Origin of the sequence: Mycoplana azooxidifex (assembly GCF_014196765.1) — a bacterium.
Taxonomy (GTDB): domain Bacteria; phylum Pseudomonadota; class Alphaproteobacteria; order Rhizobiales; family Rhizobiaceae; genus Mycoplana; species Mycoplana azooxidifex.
On the sequence record NZ_JACIEE010000004.1, the window covers coordinates 1 to 15,532 of the forward strand.

General features: G+C 65.2%; 11 protein-coding genes. 4 read left to right on the top strand and 7 right to left on the bottom strand.

What is annotated here, in order from left to right:
- The first annotated feature begins 443 nt into the window (after nucleotides 1-443).
- Nucleotides 444-2,384 (top strand): M23 family metallopeptidase, encoded by a 1,941-nt coding sequence (locus tag GGQ64_RS09310; RefSeq protein ID WP_183804204.1) that lies wholly within the window; start codon nucleotides 444-446, stop codon nucleotides 2,382-2,384.
- Between the two features lie 83 nt (nucleotides 2,385-2,467).
- Here the strand turns inward: GGQ64_RS09310 and clpB are convergent, their stop codons facing one another.
- From clpB to GGQ64_RS09345, 7 genes are all read right to left on the bottom strand, one after another.
- A complete protein-coding gene (clpB, locus tag GGQ64_RS09315; protein WP_183802651.1) occupies nucleotides 2,468-5,071 on the bottom strand; it encodes an ATP-dependent chaperone ClpB in 2,604 nt (867 codons plus the stop codon).
- A gap of 215 nt (nucleotides 5,072-5,286) precedes the next feature.
- Entirely contained in the window at nucleotides 5,287-5,736 is a 450-nt protein-coding gene (locus GGQ64_RS09320; protein WP_183802654.1) for a PACE efflux transporter, read from the bottom strand.
- A gap of 218 nt (nucleotides 5,737-5,954) precedes the next feature.
- The gene (locus GGQ64_RS09325; protein ID WP_183802657.1) at nucleotides 5,955-6,635 is read right to left on the bottom strand and encodes a DUF4167 domain-containing protein; all 681 of its coding nucleotides are present in this window, start codon (nucleotides 6,633-6,635) and stop codon (nucleotides 5,955-5,957) included.
- Between the two features lie 348 nt (nucleotides 6,636-6,983).
- Nucleotides 6,984-7,847 (bottom strand): peptide chain release factor N(5)-glutamine methyltransferase, encoded by an 864-nt coding sequence (gene prmC / locus GGQ64_RS09330; protein WP_183802661.1) that lies wholly within the window; start codon nucleotides 7,845-7,847, stop codon nucleotides 6,984-6,986.
- A 3-nt stretch (nucleotides 7,848-7,850) separates the two neighbouring features.
- Nucleotides 7,851-8,933 (bottom strand): peptide chain release factor 1, encoded by a 1,083-nt coding sequence (prfA, locus tag GGQ64_RS09335; protein WP_183802664.1) that lies wholly within the window; start codon nucleotides 8,931-8,933, stop codon nucleotides 7,851-7,853.
- 123 nt (nucleotides 8,934-9,056) lie between these two features.
- A complete protein-coding gene (gene ptsP, locus GGQ64_RS09340; RefSeq protein WP_183802667.1) occupies nucleotides 9,057-11,324 on the bottom strand; it encodes a phosphoenolpyruvate--protein phosphotransferase in 2,268 nt (755 codons plus the stop codon).
- A 71-nt stretch (nucleotides 11,325-11,395) separates the two neighbouring features.
- The gene (locus tag GGQ64_RS09345; protein WP_183802671.1) at nucleotides 11,396-12,670 is read right to left on the bottom strand and encodes an aspartate kinase; all 1,275 of its coding nucleotides are present in this window, start codon (nucleotides 12,668-12,670) and stop codon (nucleotides 11,396-11,398) included.
- A gap of 464 nt (nucleotides 12,671-13,134) precedes the next feature.
- Here GGQ64_RS09345 and GGQ64_RS09350 point away from each other — a divergent pair, with 464 nt between their 5' ends.
- From GGQ64_RS09350 to ubiG, 3 genes are all read left to right on the top strand, one after another.
- Entirely contained in the window at nucleotides 13,135-14,001 is an 867-nt protein-coding gene (locus GGQ64_RS09350) for a LysR family transcriptional regulator (protein WP_183804207.1), read from the top strand.
- A 169-nt stretch (nucleotides 14,002-14,170) separates the two neighbouring features.
- Complete coding sequence (locus GGQ64_RS09355; RefSeq protein ID WP_183802674.1) at nucleotides 14,171-14,572, top strand: nuclear transport factor 2 family protein; 402 nt, start codon at nucleotides 14,171-14,173, stop codon at nucleotides 14,570-14,572.
- Nucleotides 14,573-14,737: 165 nt separating this feature from the next.
- Nucleotides 14,738-15,487, top strand: coding sequence for a bifunctional 2-polyprenyl-6-hydroxyphenol methylase/3-demethylubiquinol 3-O-methyltransferase UbiG (gene ubiG / locus GGQ64_RS09360; RefSeq protein WP_183802677.1), 750 nt, complete (start codon nucleotides 14,738-14,740; stop codon nucleotides 15,485-15,487).
- Nucleotides 15,488-15,532: the final 45 nt, after the last annotated feature.

Below are 15,532 nucleotides of genomic sequence, written 5' to 3' on the forward strand. Positions count from 1 at the left end.
CGTCACCGGCCAGCAGGCCAGATCTTAAACCCATCAGCATCCTGCGGAAACTTCAGAGCGAGTTCGTCGGTCGCCAGCAGCGCCGCCGCCCTCGTTGGTGAGCCGGTTTCTAAGACCAACATCAAACCAAGTCAACAGGGATTTTGACAGTTTTTTGAAAATTCCTGGCCGGTGACGCGTCAGGCTCCGGGTTTTCAGCGTTCCCGCGCCGGATAAAACTTCATCCACGTCATTTACGGCCGGATTCTGCATTCTGCCCTCAATTCCTCACAATGGCGTCGTCACAACGGCTTCGCGCGTCGCTCGCGTGCGTCATGTCGGCGTGTGCGCAGTCTCGCTTCGATTTGACTTTGACTGCACAACACGTACATCTTCGAGCCGCTGGCACGGCGACGCAACGATACGGGACAAGCGCGATCGGCATGACGACGACCGACAGGAACATGATCCGCACGCTCGGCAACGAGCCGCCACTCGTGGCGGATGGCCGGCGCGCCCCCGACCGTCGCGAGATTTCGCTACGCTGGCTTTCGGGCACCTTCCTCACCGGCATCACCTCTTCCATCCTCATGGGCGTGGCGCTGTTTGCGGCCCTCGACGGCCGCCAGCAGCTTGCAATTCCTGCCGAGGCCTATGCCGCGCTCGAGCCCCAGGACCACCCCCCTCACCCCGAGAACACGGTCAAGCGCGGGCAACGCATCCTGGAACCCAACGTCGTCGCCAAGCCGGCGGACAAGAAGATCATGGACGTCTCGACCATGATCCACGACGGCGAGAAGGAAGTCGTCCGGCGCAAGCCCTTCGCCCACGTCACCATGGCGCTTGCCGCCAGCCACACGGCCGGCGACGATTATCCGCCCTTCGATCCGCTCGCGATCTTCTCCGACGGCGACAAGGACGACCAGCCGGTCTCGCGCACGGGCACGATCTATGGTTCCGAGGTAGAATCCGAGGTTGCCCTGAAGAGCGGCGATTTCCCGGCCGGCGGCTCGGCGCTCGCCTTCGCCGACCAGATGTCGGCCGACGAGGTCGAGGAGAACGTGCGCACCAACGGCTCGGCGCTCACCGACGGAAGCACCCAGATCGCTTCGCTCTACTATGTCGACCCCCAGCGCTTCGCCTCCGACAGCGGCGACCTCGACCTGCTGCAGGGGCTGACGGCCCGCGTCGTCGAGGAGAACATGAGCGTCTCGGATTTCGACACGCGCTCCGCCGACGATCCCGAGTATGCCGACGACGTGATCCCGGTTCGCCGCGCGCAGGACATCGTCGGGGTGATGACGGGTGCCGGCTACACCAAGGCACAGGCAGAAGACCTTTCAAGCTACCTGAAGGGTGTCCTGGACGGCGACGAGCTCGCGCAAGGCGACGTTCTGCGCATCTGCATCATGCAGCAGGGCAAGCAGGCCGACATCGTGCGCGCCTCAGTCTATTCCGGCGGCCGCCACGTGACGACCGTGGCGCTCGACGACAAGGGACGCTTCATTCCCGGCATGGAACCACCGCCGCTCGCGGCCGTCGCCACTGCCTTCGACGGTGAGAACCGGCAGGTGATGGCGTCCGGGCGCGACATGCCCCGGGTCTACGACGGGATCTACCGTGCCGCCTTGTCATACGGCATGAGCAAGGACATGACCGCGCAGGTCGTGCGTATCCTGGCCAGCAATGTCGACTTCCAGGCGCAGTTGCGCCCGAACGATACGCTCGAGGCCTTCTTCTCGGTCGCCGACGACACCGGCGTCGCCAGCGAGGACTCCGAGCTTCTGTTCCTGGATGCCAGGTTCGGCGACACCGAGACGCGGGTCTATCGCTTCCAGGATCCGCAAGACGATTCGATCGACTACTACGACCAGGACGGCAAGAGCATCCGCCAGTTCCTGCTCCGCAATCCGGTTCCGAACGGACGGTTCCGCTCCGGCTTCGGCATGCGCCGCCACCCAATCCTGGGCTTCTCGCGCATGCACACAGGCGTCGACTGGTCGGCGCCGCGCGGCACGCCGATCATCGCTGCAGGCAACGGCGTCGTGGAGAAGGCGGGATGGGATTCCGGCGGCTACGGCAACCAGACGCTGATCCGCCACGCCAACGGCTACGTTTCGTCCTACAACCACCAGAGCGCGATCGCCAAGGGCGTCAAGCCCGGCGTCAAGGTGCGCCAGGGCCAGGTGATCGGCTTTGTCGGCACCACCGGCCTGTCCACCGGTCCGCATCTGCATTACGAACTGATCGTCAACGGCAACAAGGTCGACGCGCTGAAGATCCGCCTGCCCGGCGGCAAGTCGCTCGACGGCGAAGCGCTCGCCCAATTCCAGGTGGAGCGCAAGCGCATCGACGACCTTCTCGGCCACGAGGATGACCCCTCGGAAGTCGCCGCCAAGCAATAATCGACCACCGAAACGGCAAAGGCGCGCGGTCCTTGCGGTCCGCGCGCCTTTTTTGACGTTCCCGCCATATCGCCACGAGGGCTTTAGGCGGCCTGGCTCTTGCTGCCGACCGTGTGGAACAGCAGCCGGTCCGAACCAGAGGTTACACGCACGGTCGAGCCATCCGGAACCTCGTCCGAGAGGATCTTCTCGGCGAGCGGATCCTGCAGGTACTTCTGGATCGCCCGCTTCAGCGGCCGGGCGCCATAGACCGGATCATAGCCCTTCTCAGCCAGCCAGTGCGTGGCTTCCTCGTCCAGCTCCAGCGTGATCTTGCGTTCGGCGAGCAGCTTGCGCACGCGTGCGAGCTGGATTTCGACGATCGCACCCATCTCCTGCCGCCGCAGCCGGTGGAACAGGATGATCTCGTCGACGCGGTTGAGAAACTCGGGGCGGAAATGCCCGCGCACCACCGCCATCACCTCGTCGCGCACCTTCTCGCTGTCGTCGCCTTCGCCGAGCTGGACCAGATACTCCGCCCCGAGGTTCGACGTCATGATGATCAGCGTATTGCGGAAGTCGACCGTACGGCCTTGGCCGTCCGTCAGCCGCCCGTCGTCGAGCACCTGCAGCAGCACGTTGAACACGTCCGGATGCGCCTTCTCGATCTCGTCGAACAGGACGACCTGGTACGGCCGGCGACGGATCGCCTCGGTCAGGGACCCGCCCTCCTCGTAGCCGACATAGCCGGGAGGCGCGCCGATCAGCCGGGCCACGGAGTGCTTCTCCATGTATTCCGACATGTCCATGCGCACGATCGCCGTCTCGTCGTCGAAGAGGAAGCGGGCGAGCGCCTTGGTCAGCTCGGTCTTGCCAACGCCGGTGGGGCCGAGGAAGATGAACGAGCCGATCGGCCGGTTCGGATCCTGCAGTCCCGCCCGGGCACGACGCACCGCGCGCGAGACCGCCTGGACGGCGTCTCCCTGGCCGACGACCGACTTGGCGAGTTCGTCTTCCATGCGCAGCAGCTTGTCGCGCTCGCCTTCCAGCATCCTGTCCACCGGGATCCCGGTCCAGCGGGAGACGATCTGCGCGATGTTGTCGGCGGTCACGACCTCCTGCACCATCGGATCGACATTGCCCTTGTCCTGGCTTTCGGCTTCCTCCAACTCCTTCTCGAGCAGCGGGATGACGCTGTAGGTCAATTCGCCGGCGCGCTGGAATTCACCCTTGCGCTGGACGCTCGCCAGTTCGTTGCGGGCCTCGTCGAGCTGCTTCTTCAGGTCGGCGGCGTGGCCGAGCTTGCTCTTCTCCGCCTGCCAGCGCGCCGTCAGCGCGGAGGCTTCCTCTTCCAGCGAGGTGAGGTCGAGCTCGAGTTTTTCCAGCCGGTCCTGCGAGGAACGGTCGGTCTCCTTCTTCAGCGCCTCGCGCTCGATCTTCAACTGGATGATGCGCCGGTCGAGTTCGTCGAGTTCCTCGGGCTTGGAATCCACCTGCATGCGCAGGCGCGCGGCCGCCTCGTCCATCAGGTCGATCGCTTTGTCGGGCAGGAAACGGTCCGTGATGTAGCGGTTCGACAGCGTCGTAGCCGCAACCAGCGCGGAGTCGGAGATCCGCACCTTGTGATGCTGCTCGTACTTTTCCTTCAGGCCGCGCAGGATCGAGATCGTGTCCTCGACGGTCGGCTCCTCGATGAAGACGGGCTGGAAGCGACGGGCAAGGGCCGGATCCTTCTCGACATGCTTGCGGTATTCGTCGAGCGTGGTCGCGCCGATGCAATGCAGTTCGCCGCGGGCCAGCGCGGGCTTCAACAGGTTGGACGCATCCATCGCCCCGTCCGCCTTGCCGGCGCCGACGAGGGTGTGCATCTCGTCGATGAACAGGATGATCTCGCCGTTCTCGGACTGCACCTCGTTCAGCACGGCCTTCAGCCGCTCCTCGAACTCGCCGCGATACTTCGCGCCGGCGATCAGCGCGCCCATGTCGAGCGCCATCAGCCGCTTGTCCTTAAGGCTCTCCGGCACGTCGCCGTTGACGATGCGCAGCGCCAATCCCTCGGCGATCGCGGTCTTGCCGACGCCGGGCTCGCCGATCAGCACGGGATTGTTCTTGGTGCGGCGGGACAGGACCTGGATGGCGCGACGGATTTCGTCGTCGCGGCCGATCACCGGATCGAGCCTGCCCTCGCGGGCCTCGGCCGTCAGGTCGCGCGCGTACTTCTTCAGCGCGTCGAAACCCTGCTCGGCATTGGCCGAATCCGCCGTCCGCCCCTTGCGCAGGTCGTTGATCACCTGGTTCAGCGCCTGCGGCGTCAGCCCGGCCTTGGCGAGAATGTCTGCGGTCGCAGCCGCCTTCTCGATCGCCAGCGCCAAAAGCAGGCGCTCGACCGTGACGAAGCTGTCGCCGGCCTTCTTCGCCGCATCCTCGGCGGTTGCGAAAACACGCGCGAGCGGCTGGGTCAGCGACAGCGAGCCATTGCCGCCGGTCACTTTCGGAAGTTTCGCAAGTGCTGCCTCGGTCGCCTGTCGCGCCTCTTTGGCGTTGCCGCCGGCGCGCTCGATCAGCGAGGATGCCATGCCCTGTTCGTCGTCGAGCAGGACCTTCAGGACGTGTTCGGGCGTAAATTGCGGATTGCCGTCGGCGAGCGCCTTGGTCTGTGCGGATTGCAGGAAGCCGCGCACGCGCTCGGAATATTTTTCGATGTTCATAAAGACTACCTCCATAACTCGTCCGGCCCGTTTCGGCACCGGTCGACGATTCAGGATCAGACCCCCATACGGCGAGCCTGTCATTGACGACATGCCGCGGCATTGCACCGCGTCAATCGCTTCGATCGGAATATGGTGAGGCGGGAAAGGAATTAAAGGGAGGCAACCCTGCCCAGATGCGAACTATTTGGTGTGCCGCGGCAGCGGCAGCGCGGCTATCGGTCGGACCTGCATGGGTCCGACGCCTCCAGCCAGGCCGGCAAAGGGAAAATGCGGTCGTAGGCCCAGTTGAAGACGAAAGCGTAGACCACGTAGAAGAGCGAGAAGGACACGTCCATCAGCAAGGCCTGCAACAGGCCGATGTCCAGATACCAGGCGATCAGCGGCATCAGCACCGCCACCAGCCCGGCCTCGAACAGGAGGGCGTGCAGCACGCGGATAGGCATCGTCTTTCGCGTTCCGCCGTTCAGTCGCTGCAGCGCGTGGTCGAAGCACAGGTTGTAGACGTAGTTCCAAGCCGTGGCGATCGTGGCACTCGCGATGCCGACCACGCCGATCTCGACCATCGGCAAGCCGAAGGCCCAGGCCCCGAGCGGGGTTATCAGCACAAGACCGATCACTTCGAAGCTGATCGCGTGCCTGATGCGGTCGGGTGTGGAGCGCATGCTCGATGCTCACGGCAATGTCCGGGTCGTCCCGGGTTGTGGCCCATGCGGGGAGGTCGTCCTCAACGGCTTCACTACAGGTGCGGCGCCGGAGGGGCAAGAAGCCTCGTGCAAAACGAAAGCCGCCGGCAACGGCGGTTGCAGGCGGCTTTCCATCAATTCCTAGGCAGGACGTAACCCTGCTCGCTCCGGTTCCCGATGGGAAAAGGAGCCGTTGCTCACTCCGACGTCGTGGATTCCAGTACCGGACCGTCGCCGCCTTCTGCCGGCGTGCCGTCAGCCGGCTGTGCCTCACCGCGGCGCGGACGGCGCTGGCGCGGAGCACTGCGGCGGCGGGACGGCTGGCGGGCGGATGCCTCCTCTTCCAGCGAAACTTCCGCCGGTGTGCCCTCGATGATCGGCTGCGGACCAGTTCCGTCCATGACCGGTTCGGACGCGGCTGCCGCAACCGGAGCAGCGACCGGCGCGGGCGCCGGAGGTGCTGAGGCCGCTACTGCCGGCAAGTCATCGCCTGCATAGTCCATGTCGTCCTGATCGCGATCGAAAGCGTCACGGTCGTTGTCACGATCGTTCATGTCCTGCCGGTCGTCGCGCTGCTGGCGGTCCTGCATCTGCTGCTGGGCCGACAGGATGATGCGATTGTAGTGCTCCGCATGCTGGAGATAGTTCTCCGCGATGACACGGTCGCCCGAACTCTGGGCGTCGCGCGCAAGGGCCGCATATTTCTCGGCAATCGTCTGCGCCGTGCCCCTGATCTTCACGTCCGGACCGGAGCTGTCATAGGTACGGGTCAGCGGGTTGCCGCCCTTGCGGAAGTTGTTGTTGTTGTTGTTAGTGTTATTATTATTGTTGTTGTTGTTACGCCCGCGGCCGCGCTTGTTTTGCTGTCCTGGCCTCATATTTCACTCACCTGAACTCTCTAGTCTTGATGATCGTGTTTCTGCATCGTCCGGTCGCTAGCGTCGACCTGGGCGAATTTCGTCGGAGAACACACCACGCTCTATCCGTGGTCCTGTCGCCGCAAAACGTCAAATTGACAGGTACCCGCACAGAGCAGCCTTTAACCCCAGCAACTCTACTTTGAGAGGAAGCTTCGCGTCGGTCATATGCAGATCGAGTCTGTTTCCCATGACCTTGCCCGGTGCGTAGGGGCAACCTATCCCGCTTCACTGCTGATTCCAAGCCTTTTCTTTGCGACTTCTTCGCAGTGGCGCAGGAAGTTGTGCATTTGCAGCAACTGCCGGACCTCAAGCGACGGCAAAAACCAGCACGCGGTCGTTCCCGCCGAGATCGCTGGCCGCCTCGATGAGGCGAAATCCCTTGCCGACCATGAGGTTGGTCACGGCTTCCTTCTGGTCGAAACCGATCTCGAAGGCAACCGCGCCCCCCTCTTGAAGGTGAGGAAGCGCGTCTTCGGCGATCTTGTAGTAAGCGTCCAGCCCGTCTTCTCCGCCATCGAGTGCCCGCCTCGGGTCGAAGCGTCTCACCTCCTCGGCGAGACCGTCCACGACCGTGGAGCGGATATAGGGCGGATTGGAGACGATGATGTCGAACCTGCCGCTCACGGCGGCAAACCAGTCGCTCTCAAGCGTCTCGAACCGGTCCGACAGACCATTGAGTTGGGCGTTCCTGCGGGCGGTTTCAAGGGCGCCGGCGGAAATGTCAGTGCCGGTGCCGTGCACGCCCGCGACCGCATCGATCAGCGCCAGGCAGATGGCCCCCGTTCCCGTGCCGAGATCGAGCACACGGCACTTGCCCTTTGCGGCAACGACTTCCCGGGCAATGGGGATCAGTCGCTCGACCAGGATCTCCGTATCCGGGCGCGGTTCCAGCGTGTCCGGCGACAGCGAGAGGACCAGGCCGAAGAACGGCCGTTGCCCGAGAATGCGGTAGACCGGCTCCCGATCGAGCCGCCGCGCGAGCGCGCCCTCGATCAGCACCTCCTCCTCTGCGGTCAGCGCCCGCGCTTCCTGCGAGATGAGAGCAGCGGGTGCCAGCCCGAGAAGTCCGCCGACCAGCAGCCGCGCCTCGCGTGCTGCATCCTCGATACCCCCCTCCGACAGCCTGCGCCTGGCATGGGTCAGCGCATCGGCCAGCGTGACGGAGCCCATGGGTCAGCCCCGCTGTTCGGAAAGCTGTGCCAGCTGGCCGGCCTGGTAGTCGGCGACGAGCGCGTCCACCACCTCGTCGATCTCGCCTACCATCATCCGGTCGAGCTTGTAGAGCGTCAGGTTGATCCGGTGATCGGTGACGCGCCCTTGCGGGAAGTTGTAGGTGCGGATGCGCTCGGAGCGATCGCCGGAGCCGACCTGGCTCTTGCGGTCGGCCGAACGTTCGCTGTCCGCGCGTTGGCGCTCCATGTCGTAGAGCCGCGAACGCAGCACCTGCATCGCCTTAGCCCGGTTCTGGTGCTGCGACTTCTCCGAGCTGGTGACGACGAGCCCGGTCGGCAGGTGGGTGATGCGCACAGCCGAGTCGGTCGTGTTCACGTGCTGGCCGCCGGCACCCGACGAGCGCATCGTGTCGATGCGGATGTCTTCCGGACGGATCTCGATGTCTATGTCCTCGGCTTCCGGCAGGACGGCAACGGTGGCGGCAGACGTGTGAATGCGGCCGCCCGCTTCCGTCTCCGGCACGCGCTGCACGCGGTGTACGCCGCTTTCGAACTTCAGCTTCGCAAACACGCCGCGGCCGGTGATCGTGGCGATGATTTCCTTGTATCCACCCGCCTCGCCCTCGCTCGCCGAGAGCACCTCGACCTTCCAGCCGTTAGCGGCGGCGTAGCGCTCGTACATGCGAAAGAGATCGCCGGCAAAAAGGGCGGCTTCCGAACCGCCGGTGCCGGCACGGATTTCCAGGATCGCGCTCTTTTCGTCGGCGGCATCCTTCGGCAGGAGCAGGATCTGCATGTCCTCTTCCAGCTTTTCGACCCGCTCCTTCAGATCCGGCAGTTCCATCTCGGCAAGATCGCGCATCTCCCGGTCCGTCCCCCTGTCGGACAGCATCGCCTCCAGGTCCGCGATCTCGTCCTGCGCCTTCTGGTACTCGCGGATCTTCGTCACGACGGGCTGCAGCTCCGAATATTCGGAGGCCAGCCTCACATAGGTCTCCGAATCCGGACCTGCGGACATGCGCGCCTCGATCTCGCCGAAGCGGCGTTCCAGCTCGCGCATCTTTTCAACCGGAAGCTTCGCCACCGTAGCACTCCAAGATTTCCCTCGCGCGCGTCGCAGGGCGCATGGTCCCCGTGTCGCGCGCGGATGTTGATGATCAGGCGATCCCCGCACACCCGCAAGCGTGCCGATCGCATTGGCCGGCCACTATAGCGGGATGCCGTTCTCGGCAGCGAAATCCGTCAGGATCTGCCGCACGGTCCGCGTCGGCCGCATGTCGTTCAGCGCGTCCTCGAGAGCGGTCGACAGCGTGTCCACATCCAGGCTGAGCAGCATCGCCTTGACCGGACCGAGCGCGGTCGCCGACATCGAAACCGAGCGGAAGCCGATGCCGAGCAGCGCCATCGCCGAGATCGGCTTGCTCGCCATTTCGCCGCACAGGGTCACCGGCGTCGAGTTGCGTTCCCCTGCCCGCACGATGTCGCGCAGCACGCGCAGGAACGGCCGGCCGAGGATGTCGAAGCGGTCCGACACGCGCGCATTGCCACGATCCACGGCCATCGTGAACTGGAACAGGTCGTTGGAGCCCACCGAAACGAAATCCACTTCCGCCATCAGCTCGTCGAGCTGCCACAGAAGCGCCGGCACTTCCAGCATGGCCCCGAACTGCAGCTTCTTCGGCAACTGTTCACCGACCTTCGACTGCCGCTCGATTTCCTTCTGGAGAAGCCCGCGCGCCTCCTTCAGTTCCGCGACTTCAGTCACCATCGGCAACATCAGTCGCAGCTCGCCGCCGGCAGCCGCGTTCAGCATCGCCCTCAGCTGGGTCCGAAGCAGGCCGGGCCGGTCCAGCGAGAGCCGGATCGCCCGCCAGCCGAGCGCGGGGTTCTCCTCGTCGGCGCCGCGGAAATAGGGAACGACCTTGTCGCCGCCGATATCCAGCGTTCGGAACGTGACCGGCCGGCCCGCCGCCTGCTTCAGGACGCTGCGGTAGAAAGCCTCCTGCTCTTCCGCCTTGGGCATGGTCGAGGCGATCATGAACTGCAGCTCAGTGCGGAAGAGCCCGATGCCGAGCGCACCCGATTCCGCCAGGTGCGGCAGGTCGACGAGCAGGCCCGCATTCATCTGCAGGTTGATATTCTTGCCATCCTTGGTGACCGGATCGACCGCGACGAGCGCGCGATACTGCGCCTGCCGCCGCGCCCTCAGCCGCACCTTCTCCTCATAGGAGCGCTGCAGGTCCTGGACGGGGCGCAGGTGCACCTTCGCCTCGTCGCCATCGATGATGATCGCATCGCCGTTTTCGGCCAGCGCAACGGCACCGGCCGACTGGCCGACCACGGGGATCCCCATGGCACGCGCCACGATCACCACATGGCTCGTGACCGCCCCCTCCTCCAGCACCAGCCCGCGGACGTTCTCGCGCGGATAGTCGAGGAGTTCCGCCGCACCCATGGCGCGGGCGACGACGATGGCGTCCCCGGGAAAGCTGCTGGCCGAGAGCTTCGCCCCGTAGCCCGTCAATTGCCGAAGCAGGCGGTTGGCGAGGTCGTCGAGGTCGTGCATGCGCTCGCGCAGGTAGGGATCCGTCAGCCGGATCATCCGCGCCTTCGTTTCGCTCTGCACCCGCTCCACGGCCGCTTCCGCGGTCAGGCCGTTGCGGATCGCCTCTTCGAGCTTGCGCACCCAGCCGCGGTCGTGGGCGAACATGCGATAGGTCTCGAGCACTTCGCGGTGCTCGCCCTCGACCGGCACGTCGCGGCGCGACAGCATGTCGTCGATCGATATCCTGAGGCTGCCCAGCGCCTCCGCCAGTCGCCCCAGCTCGTGCTCGGAATCCTCGTTGAGCAGGTTGGTGACGACGATGCGCGGCTCGTGCAGGACGACATAGCCGAGCCCGATGCCTTCGCCGAAACCGGCGCCGTCAATCGAAACCGGCCGCGAAAGGTCGAGGTCCAGCCCGGGCTTCGTCAGCTTCTTCAGTTCGCCGGTCGCCACCATCTCGGCAATGACCATGGCGGTCGTCTCGAGCGCCTCGAGCTCGTCCTCGCGATAGGTCCGGCTCGCCTTGTTCTGCACGACGAGAACGCCAAGCGCGCGGCCGGTCCTGAGGATCGGCACGCCGAGGAAGGAGTGATAGATTTCCTCACCCGTTTCCGGGAGATAGCGGAACGCCGGGTGGGACTGGGCGTCGGAAAGGTTGAGCGGCTGGGCGGAGGCGGCGATCGTGCCGACGAGGCCCTGCCCCATCTTCAGCTGGGCCAGATGGACGGCGCCCGGATTGAGGCCCTCGGTGGCGTAGAGCTCTAGCACCCCGTCGGAACGCAGCACGTAGACGGAGCACACTTCCGCGACCATGTTCTGTGCGATCTGGCGCACGATCTGGTCCAGGCGCTCCTGTGGCTCAAGCGGCTCCGCCATCAACTCGCGCAGTCGCTTGAGAAGTACGCGCGGACCCGCGGAGAGGTCTCTCATCGCGTGGCGTCTCCCGAAAATGAACCACCCTGAACATCCGGTCGGGCGGGGCGCCCGACGAATCCGGTCGTTTACTTCTTATCGAGCCCGTAGACGGAATGCAAAGTCCGCACCGCGAGTTCGGCATACGGTCCGTCGATCAGGATGGAAATCTTGATTTCCGAGGTGGTGATCGCCTTGATGTTGATACCCTTTTCGGCGAGGGCGCGGAAGGCGGAGGCGGCGACGCCCGCATGGCTGCGCATGCCGATGCCGATGACGGAGACCTTGACCAGGCCAGTCTCGTGCTGGATCACGTCGAAGCCAACCTGCGCTTTCGCAGCCTCGAGCACCTTGAGCGCCTTTTCGACATCCCCCGACGGCACCGTGAAGGTCATGTCGGTCTTCGAGCCATCCTCGGAGATGTTCTGGACGATCATGTCGACGTTAATATGGGCCTCGGCGAGCGGGCCGAAGATCGCAGCCGAGACGCCCGGGCGGTCGGCGACGCGCCTGAGAGAAATCTGCGCTTCATCCTTGGCATAGGCGATGCCGGTTACGACTTCCTGTTCCACGATCTCTTCCTCATCACAAATCAGCGTGCCGGGCGGGTTCAGAAGATCGCCCATGCCCGGCGCATCGGGATCCTCGAAGGACGAACGCACGAAGGTGCGCACCTTGTGCACCATGGCGAGCTCGACCGAGCGCACCTGCAGCACCTTGGCGCCCAGCGAAGCCATTTCCAGCATTTCCTCGAAGGCGATCTTCTTCAGCCGCCGCGCCTTCGGCTCGATGCGCGGGTCGGTCGTGTAGACGCCGTCGACGTCGGTGTAGATGTCGCAGCGGTCCGCCTTCACGCCTGCCGCGATCGCGACGGCCGAGGTATCGGAGCCGCCACGGCCGAGCGTCGCGATGCGGTTGTCGGGACCGAGCCCCTGGAAACCGGCGACGACGGCGACCTGGCCCTCGCCCATGCGGCGGATGATCTCCTCGCCGTTGATATCCATGATGCGGGCCGCGCCATGGGCGTTGTCCGTCTTGATCGGGATCTGCCAGCCCTGCCAGGAGCGGGCATTGATGCCCATCGACTGCAACGCGATGGCCAGCAGGCCGGACGTCACCTGTTCGCCCGAGGCGACGATCGCGTCATATTCGCGCGCATCGTAGAAGGGAGAGTTGGCGCCCGTCGCCTTCGGCATGCCATGGACCCAGCCGACCAACTCGTTGGTCTTGCCCGACATGGCGGAAACGACGACGGCGACCTCGTGGCCGGCATCGACCTCGCGTTTGACGTGGCGCGCGACATTGTGGATGCGGTCCAGGTCAGCGACGGAGGTCCCGCCGAATTTCATCACGATGCGTGCCATATCTGTCTACCGGTACTGATGGGTCGCGCGGACGCGCGCGGGATTTCGCGGGGTCTCTTAGCGGATGAGGGGGCAGCGCGCAATGGCGAGGCCCGGCCTCATGGAACGCGGTCCCGCCGGCAGCGCTCATCCGAGCCAGCGGGGACTGTCGCCGCCGATGCCCGGATGCACCGCCGGACCATCTCCACGGCAATTGCCGCAGCGGATAGAAGCTTCCGCCCCTAGGTCGGCTTCGTCGAGAAGCCGCTTGTCACCCCGCACCCTCAATATCGCGAGCGCCCGCCGTTCCGCCGCCCTCTGCCGGCGCTTCTCGAGCCACAGCCGCACCGCTTTTCTGTATGCCCGCCACGCCGACATCCTGGACATCTCGCCCTCCGTTCCTCGGGGCGATCGTCCGTGGCCGCTCGACATTTCACAAACAAATAGATATGATGCCAGGCATCAGAAAAATCGATGGCGTGACGATGTCGCTGGCGCTCGAAAGTGAACTGCTGCGGACCTTCCTCGTGATCGCCGAGACGGGCAACGTCACGCGTGCGGCCGATGCGCTGGGGCGGACCCAGTCCGCCATCAGCATGCAGGTCAAGCGGCTCGAGGAAATCGTCCGCGCGCCGCTCTTCGAGCGCGGCCCCCGCGGTGTGGCGCTGTCGCCGGACGGGGAGCGGCTCGTCCCCTATGCCCAGCGCATCGTCGGCCTGATCGACGAGACGACCTCGGCCATGCGCGCCCGTCCGCTGGACGGGCCGGTGAGGGTCGGAATCCCCGAAGAGTACACCCAGACCGTATTGCCGAGGGCGCTTGCCGCCTTCGCCGAGTGCCATCCGGCAACCGAGGTGACGGTCCAGTGCGGCCATTCCGTCCAGCTGATGTCGGCGCTGGAGAGTGACGAGCTCGACATCGTCGTCGTCTTCGACTGGCGCGGTTCGCTATCGGGCGAGGTCCTCTGCATCGATCCGACCGTCTGGGTCACCTCGCGCGCCCACGATATTCATCTGGTGCGCCCGGTGCCGATCGCCGTCTACCGGAACTCCAGCTGGTACCGCGACTTCGCGATCACCTCGCTCCGGCAGCATGCCATCCCCTATCGCGAAGCGTTCGGCTGCGACACCTGCGGCGGGCTGAAGACGGCGGTCTCGGCCGGCCTCGCGATCGCGCCGCTGGCGCGCGGCAACATCCCCGCCTCCGGCCGCGAACTGACACGCGAGGACGGTTTCCCGCCGGTCGATTCCTCGCGTGTCGTGCTGAAACGCAATCCCAGGCGCTCCAGCCCGGCCGTCGACGGCATGGCCAAGGTCGTCCGGACCGCATTTCAGCCCGTACCTTCCGGTTGACGGATCGACCGCGGCACGGGCGGGCCGGCTGCGTCGTGAATCCCGACGCCTGCACGGTTGCAACGACGGCCGGATCGGTCAAGAATGCGACCCTCGAGCGGCACGGGACGACCGGCATCCGGCCTCGTCGTCGCGCTGGCAGGACGCGACCCGAACGGAGTTCCTATTCATGTCCGACGATTTCCACGCCTTCATTCAGAAACGCAAGGAAGTGGCGCGCGCCTATGTCAACGGCGATGCAGCCCCGCTCGAACGGATCGCCGCGGTCGATTTCCCCGCCAGCTTCTTCCACCCGAAGGGGGCTGTGGTCGAGGGTGCGGAGCGGGTGTTGGCGCGCTATACCGACGATGCCACGGCCTTCTGTCCGGGTGGCGAAAGCGACATCGAGATCATCCAGATGGGACACGACACCAAGGTCGGCTACTGGGTCGGCTATCAGAACGCCTCGGTCCGCCTGAAGGGCGTGCCCGATCCCGTGCAGATGCGCCTGCGCGTGACCGAGATATTTCGCCGCACCAACGGCCAATGGCAACTCGTTCACCGGCACGCCGACATGCCGCAAGCTCGATAGGATAGCGGAAAGCCGCACGGCGTCGCCTTGCCTGGCTTGCCACGCGGACGGCAGATCGAAACGGGCGGGCCGCGAGCGCCGTCCGCCCATGGTGGCATGGTCGCGCCCCTTGACTTCCCCGCCGGTTCGTCCGACTTCAACACCGCAGGCAACAAGGAGTTTCCCATGACCGAGGCAGCACGCACGACCATCGACCAGGCCGAAGTCGACCGGTTTTCGGCGATGGCCGCGGAATGGTGGGATCCGACCGGCAAGTTCCGCCCGCTGCACAAGTTCAACCCGGTTCGCCTCAGCTATATCCGCGACCTGGCCTCGGCGCATTTCGACCGCGACCCGAAGGCGCATCGCCCGCTGGAGGGCCTGCGCGTGCTCGACATCGGCTGCGGCGGCGGCCTCCTGTCGGAACCGATGGCCCGGATGGGCGCTGCCGTCGTCGGCGCCGACGCCTCGGAAAAGAACATCGGCATCGCCAAGACCCACGCTGCCGGCTCCGGCGTCGAGGTGGACTATCGCGCCGTGACGGCCGAGGCGCTGGCCGAGGCCGGCGAGAGTTTCGACATCGTGCTCAACATGGAGGTGGTAGAACACGTCGCCGACGTGGATTTCTTCCTCACCACCTGCGCGTCGATGGTTCGGCCCGGCGGCATGATGTTCGTCGCCACCATCAACCGCACCCTGAAGGCGGCCGCCCTTGCCATCTTCGCGGCCGAGAACGTCCTGCGCTGGCTGCCGAAGGGAACGCACCAGTACGAAAAGCTGGTCCGCCCGGAAGAGATCGAAAAGCCGCTCACAGCATCCGGCCTGACCGTCACCGACCGCACCGGCGTCTTCTTCAGCCCACTATCCAATCAGTGGAACCTGTCGAAGGACATGGACGTCAACTACATGCTGGTGGCGCAGCGGCCGAAGGCCTGATTGCCCAGGCGAAGCCACTGCATCCTTCGGCGACCTGCCGGCGCG

What these genes read in the sequence shown, in the direction of transcription:
- ubiG (WP_183802677.1), top strand. Translation starts at nt 14,738, where the DNA reads ATGACCGAGGCAGCACGCACGACCATCGACCAGGCCGAAGTCGACCGG.
- ptsP (WP_183802667.1), bottom strand. Translation starts at nt 11,324, where the DNA reads ATGAGAGACCTCTCCGCGGGTCCGCGCGTACTTCTCAAGCGACTGCGC.
- GGQ64_RS09350 (WP_183804207.1), top strand. Translation starts at nt 13,135, where the DNA reads ATGTCGCTGGCGCTCGAAAGTGAACTGCTGCGGACCTTCCTCGTGATC.
- GGQ64_RS09345 (WP_183802671.1), bottom strand. Translation starts at nt 12,670, where the DNA reads ATGGCACGCATCGTGATGAAATTCGGCGGGACCTCCGTCGCTGACCTG.
- GGQ64_RS09355 (WP_183802674.1), top strand. Translation starts at nt 14,171, where the DNA reads ATGTCCGACGATTTCCACGCCTTCATTCAGAAACGCAAGGAAGTGGCG.
- GGQ64_RS09310 (WP_183804204.1), top strand. Translation starts at nt 444, where the DNA reads ATGATCCGCACGCTCGGCAACGAGCCGCCACTCGTGGCGGATGGCCGG.
- clpB (WP_183802651.1), bottom strand. Translation starts at nt 5,071, where the DNA reads ATGAACATCGAAAAATATTCCGAGCGCGTGCGCGGCTTCCTGCAATCC.
- prmC (WP_183802661.1), bottom strand. Translation starts at nt 7,847, where the DNA reads ATGGGCTCCGTCACGCTGGCCGATGCGCTGACCCATGCCAGGCGCAGG.
- GGQ64_RS09325 (WP_183802657.1), bottom strand. Translation starts at nt 6,635, where the DNA reads ATGAGGCCAGGACAGCAAAACAAGCGCGGCCGCGGGCGTAACAACAAC.
- GGQ64_RS09320 (WP_183802654.1), bottom strand. Translation starts at nt 5,736, where the DNA reads ATGCGCTCCACACCCGACCGCATCAGGCACGCGATCAGCTTCGAAGTG.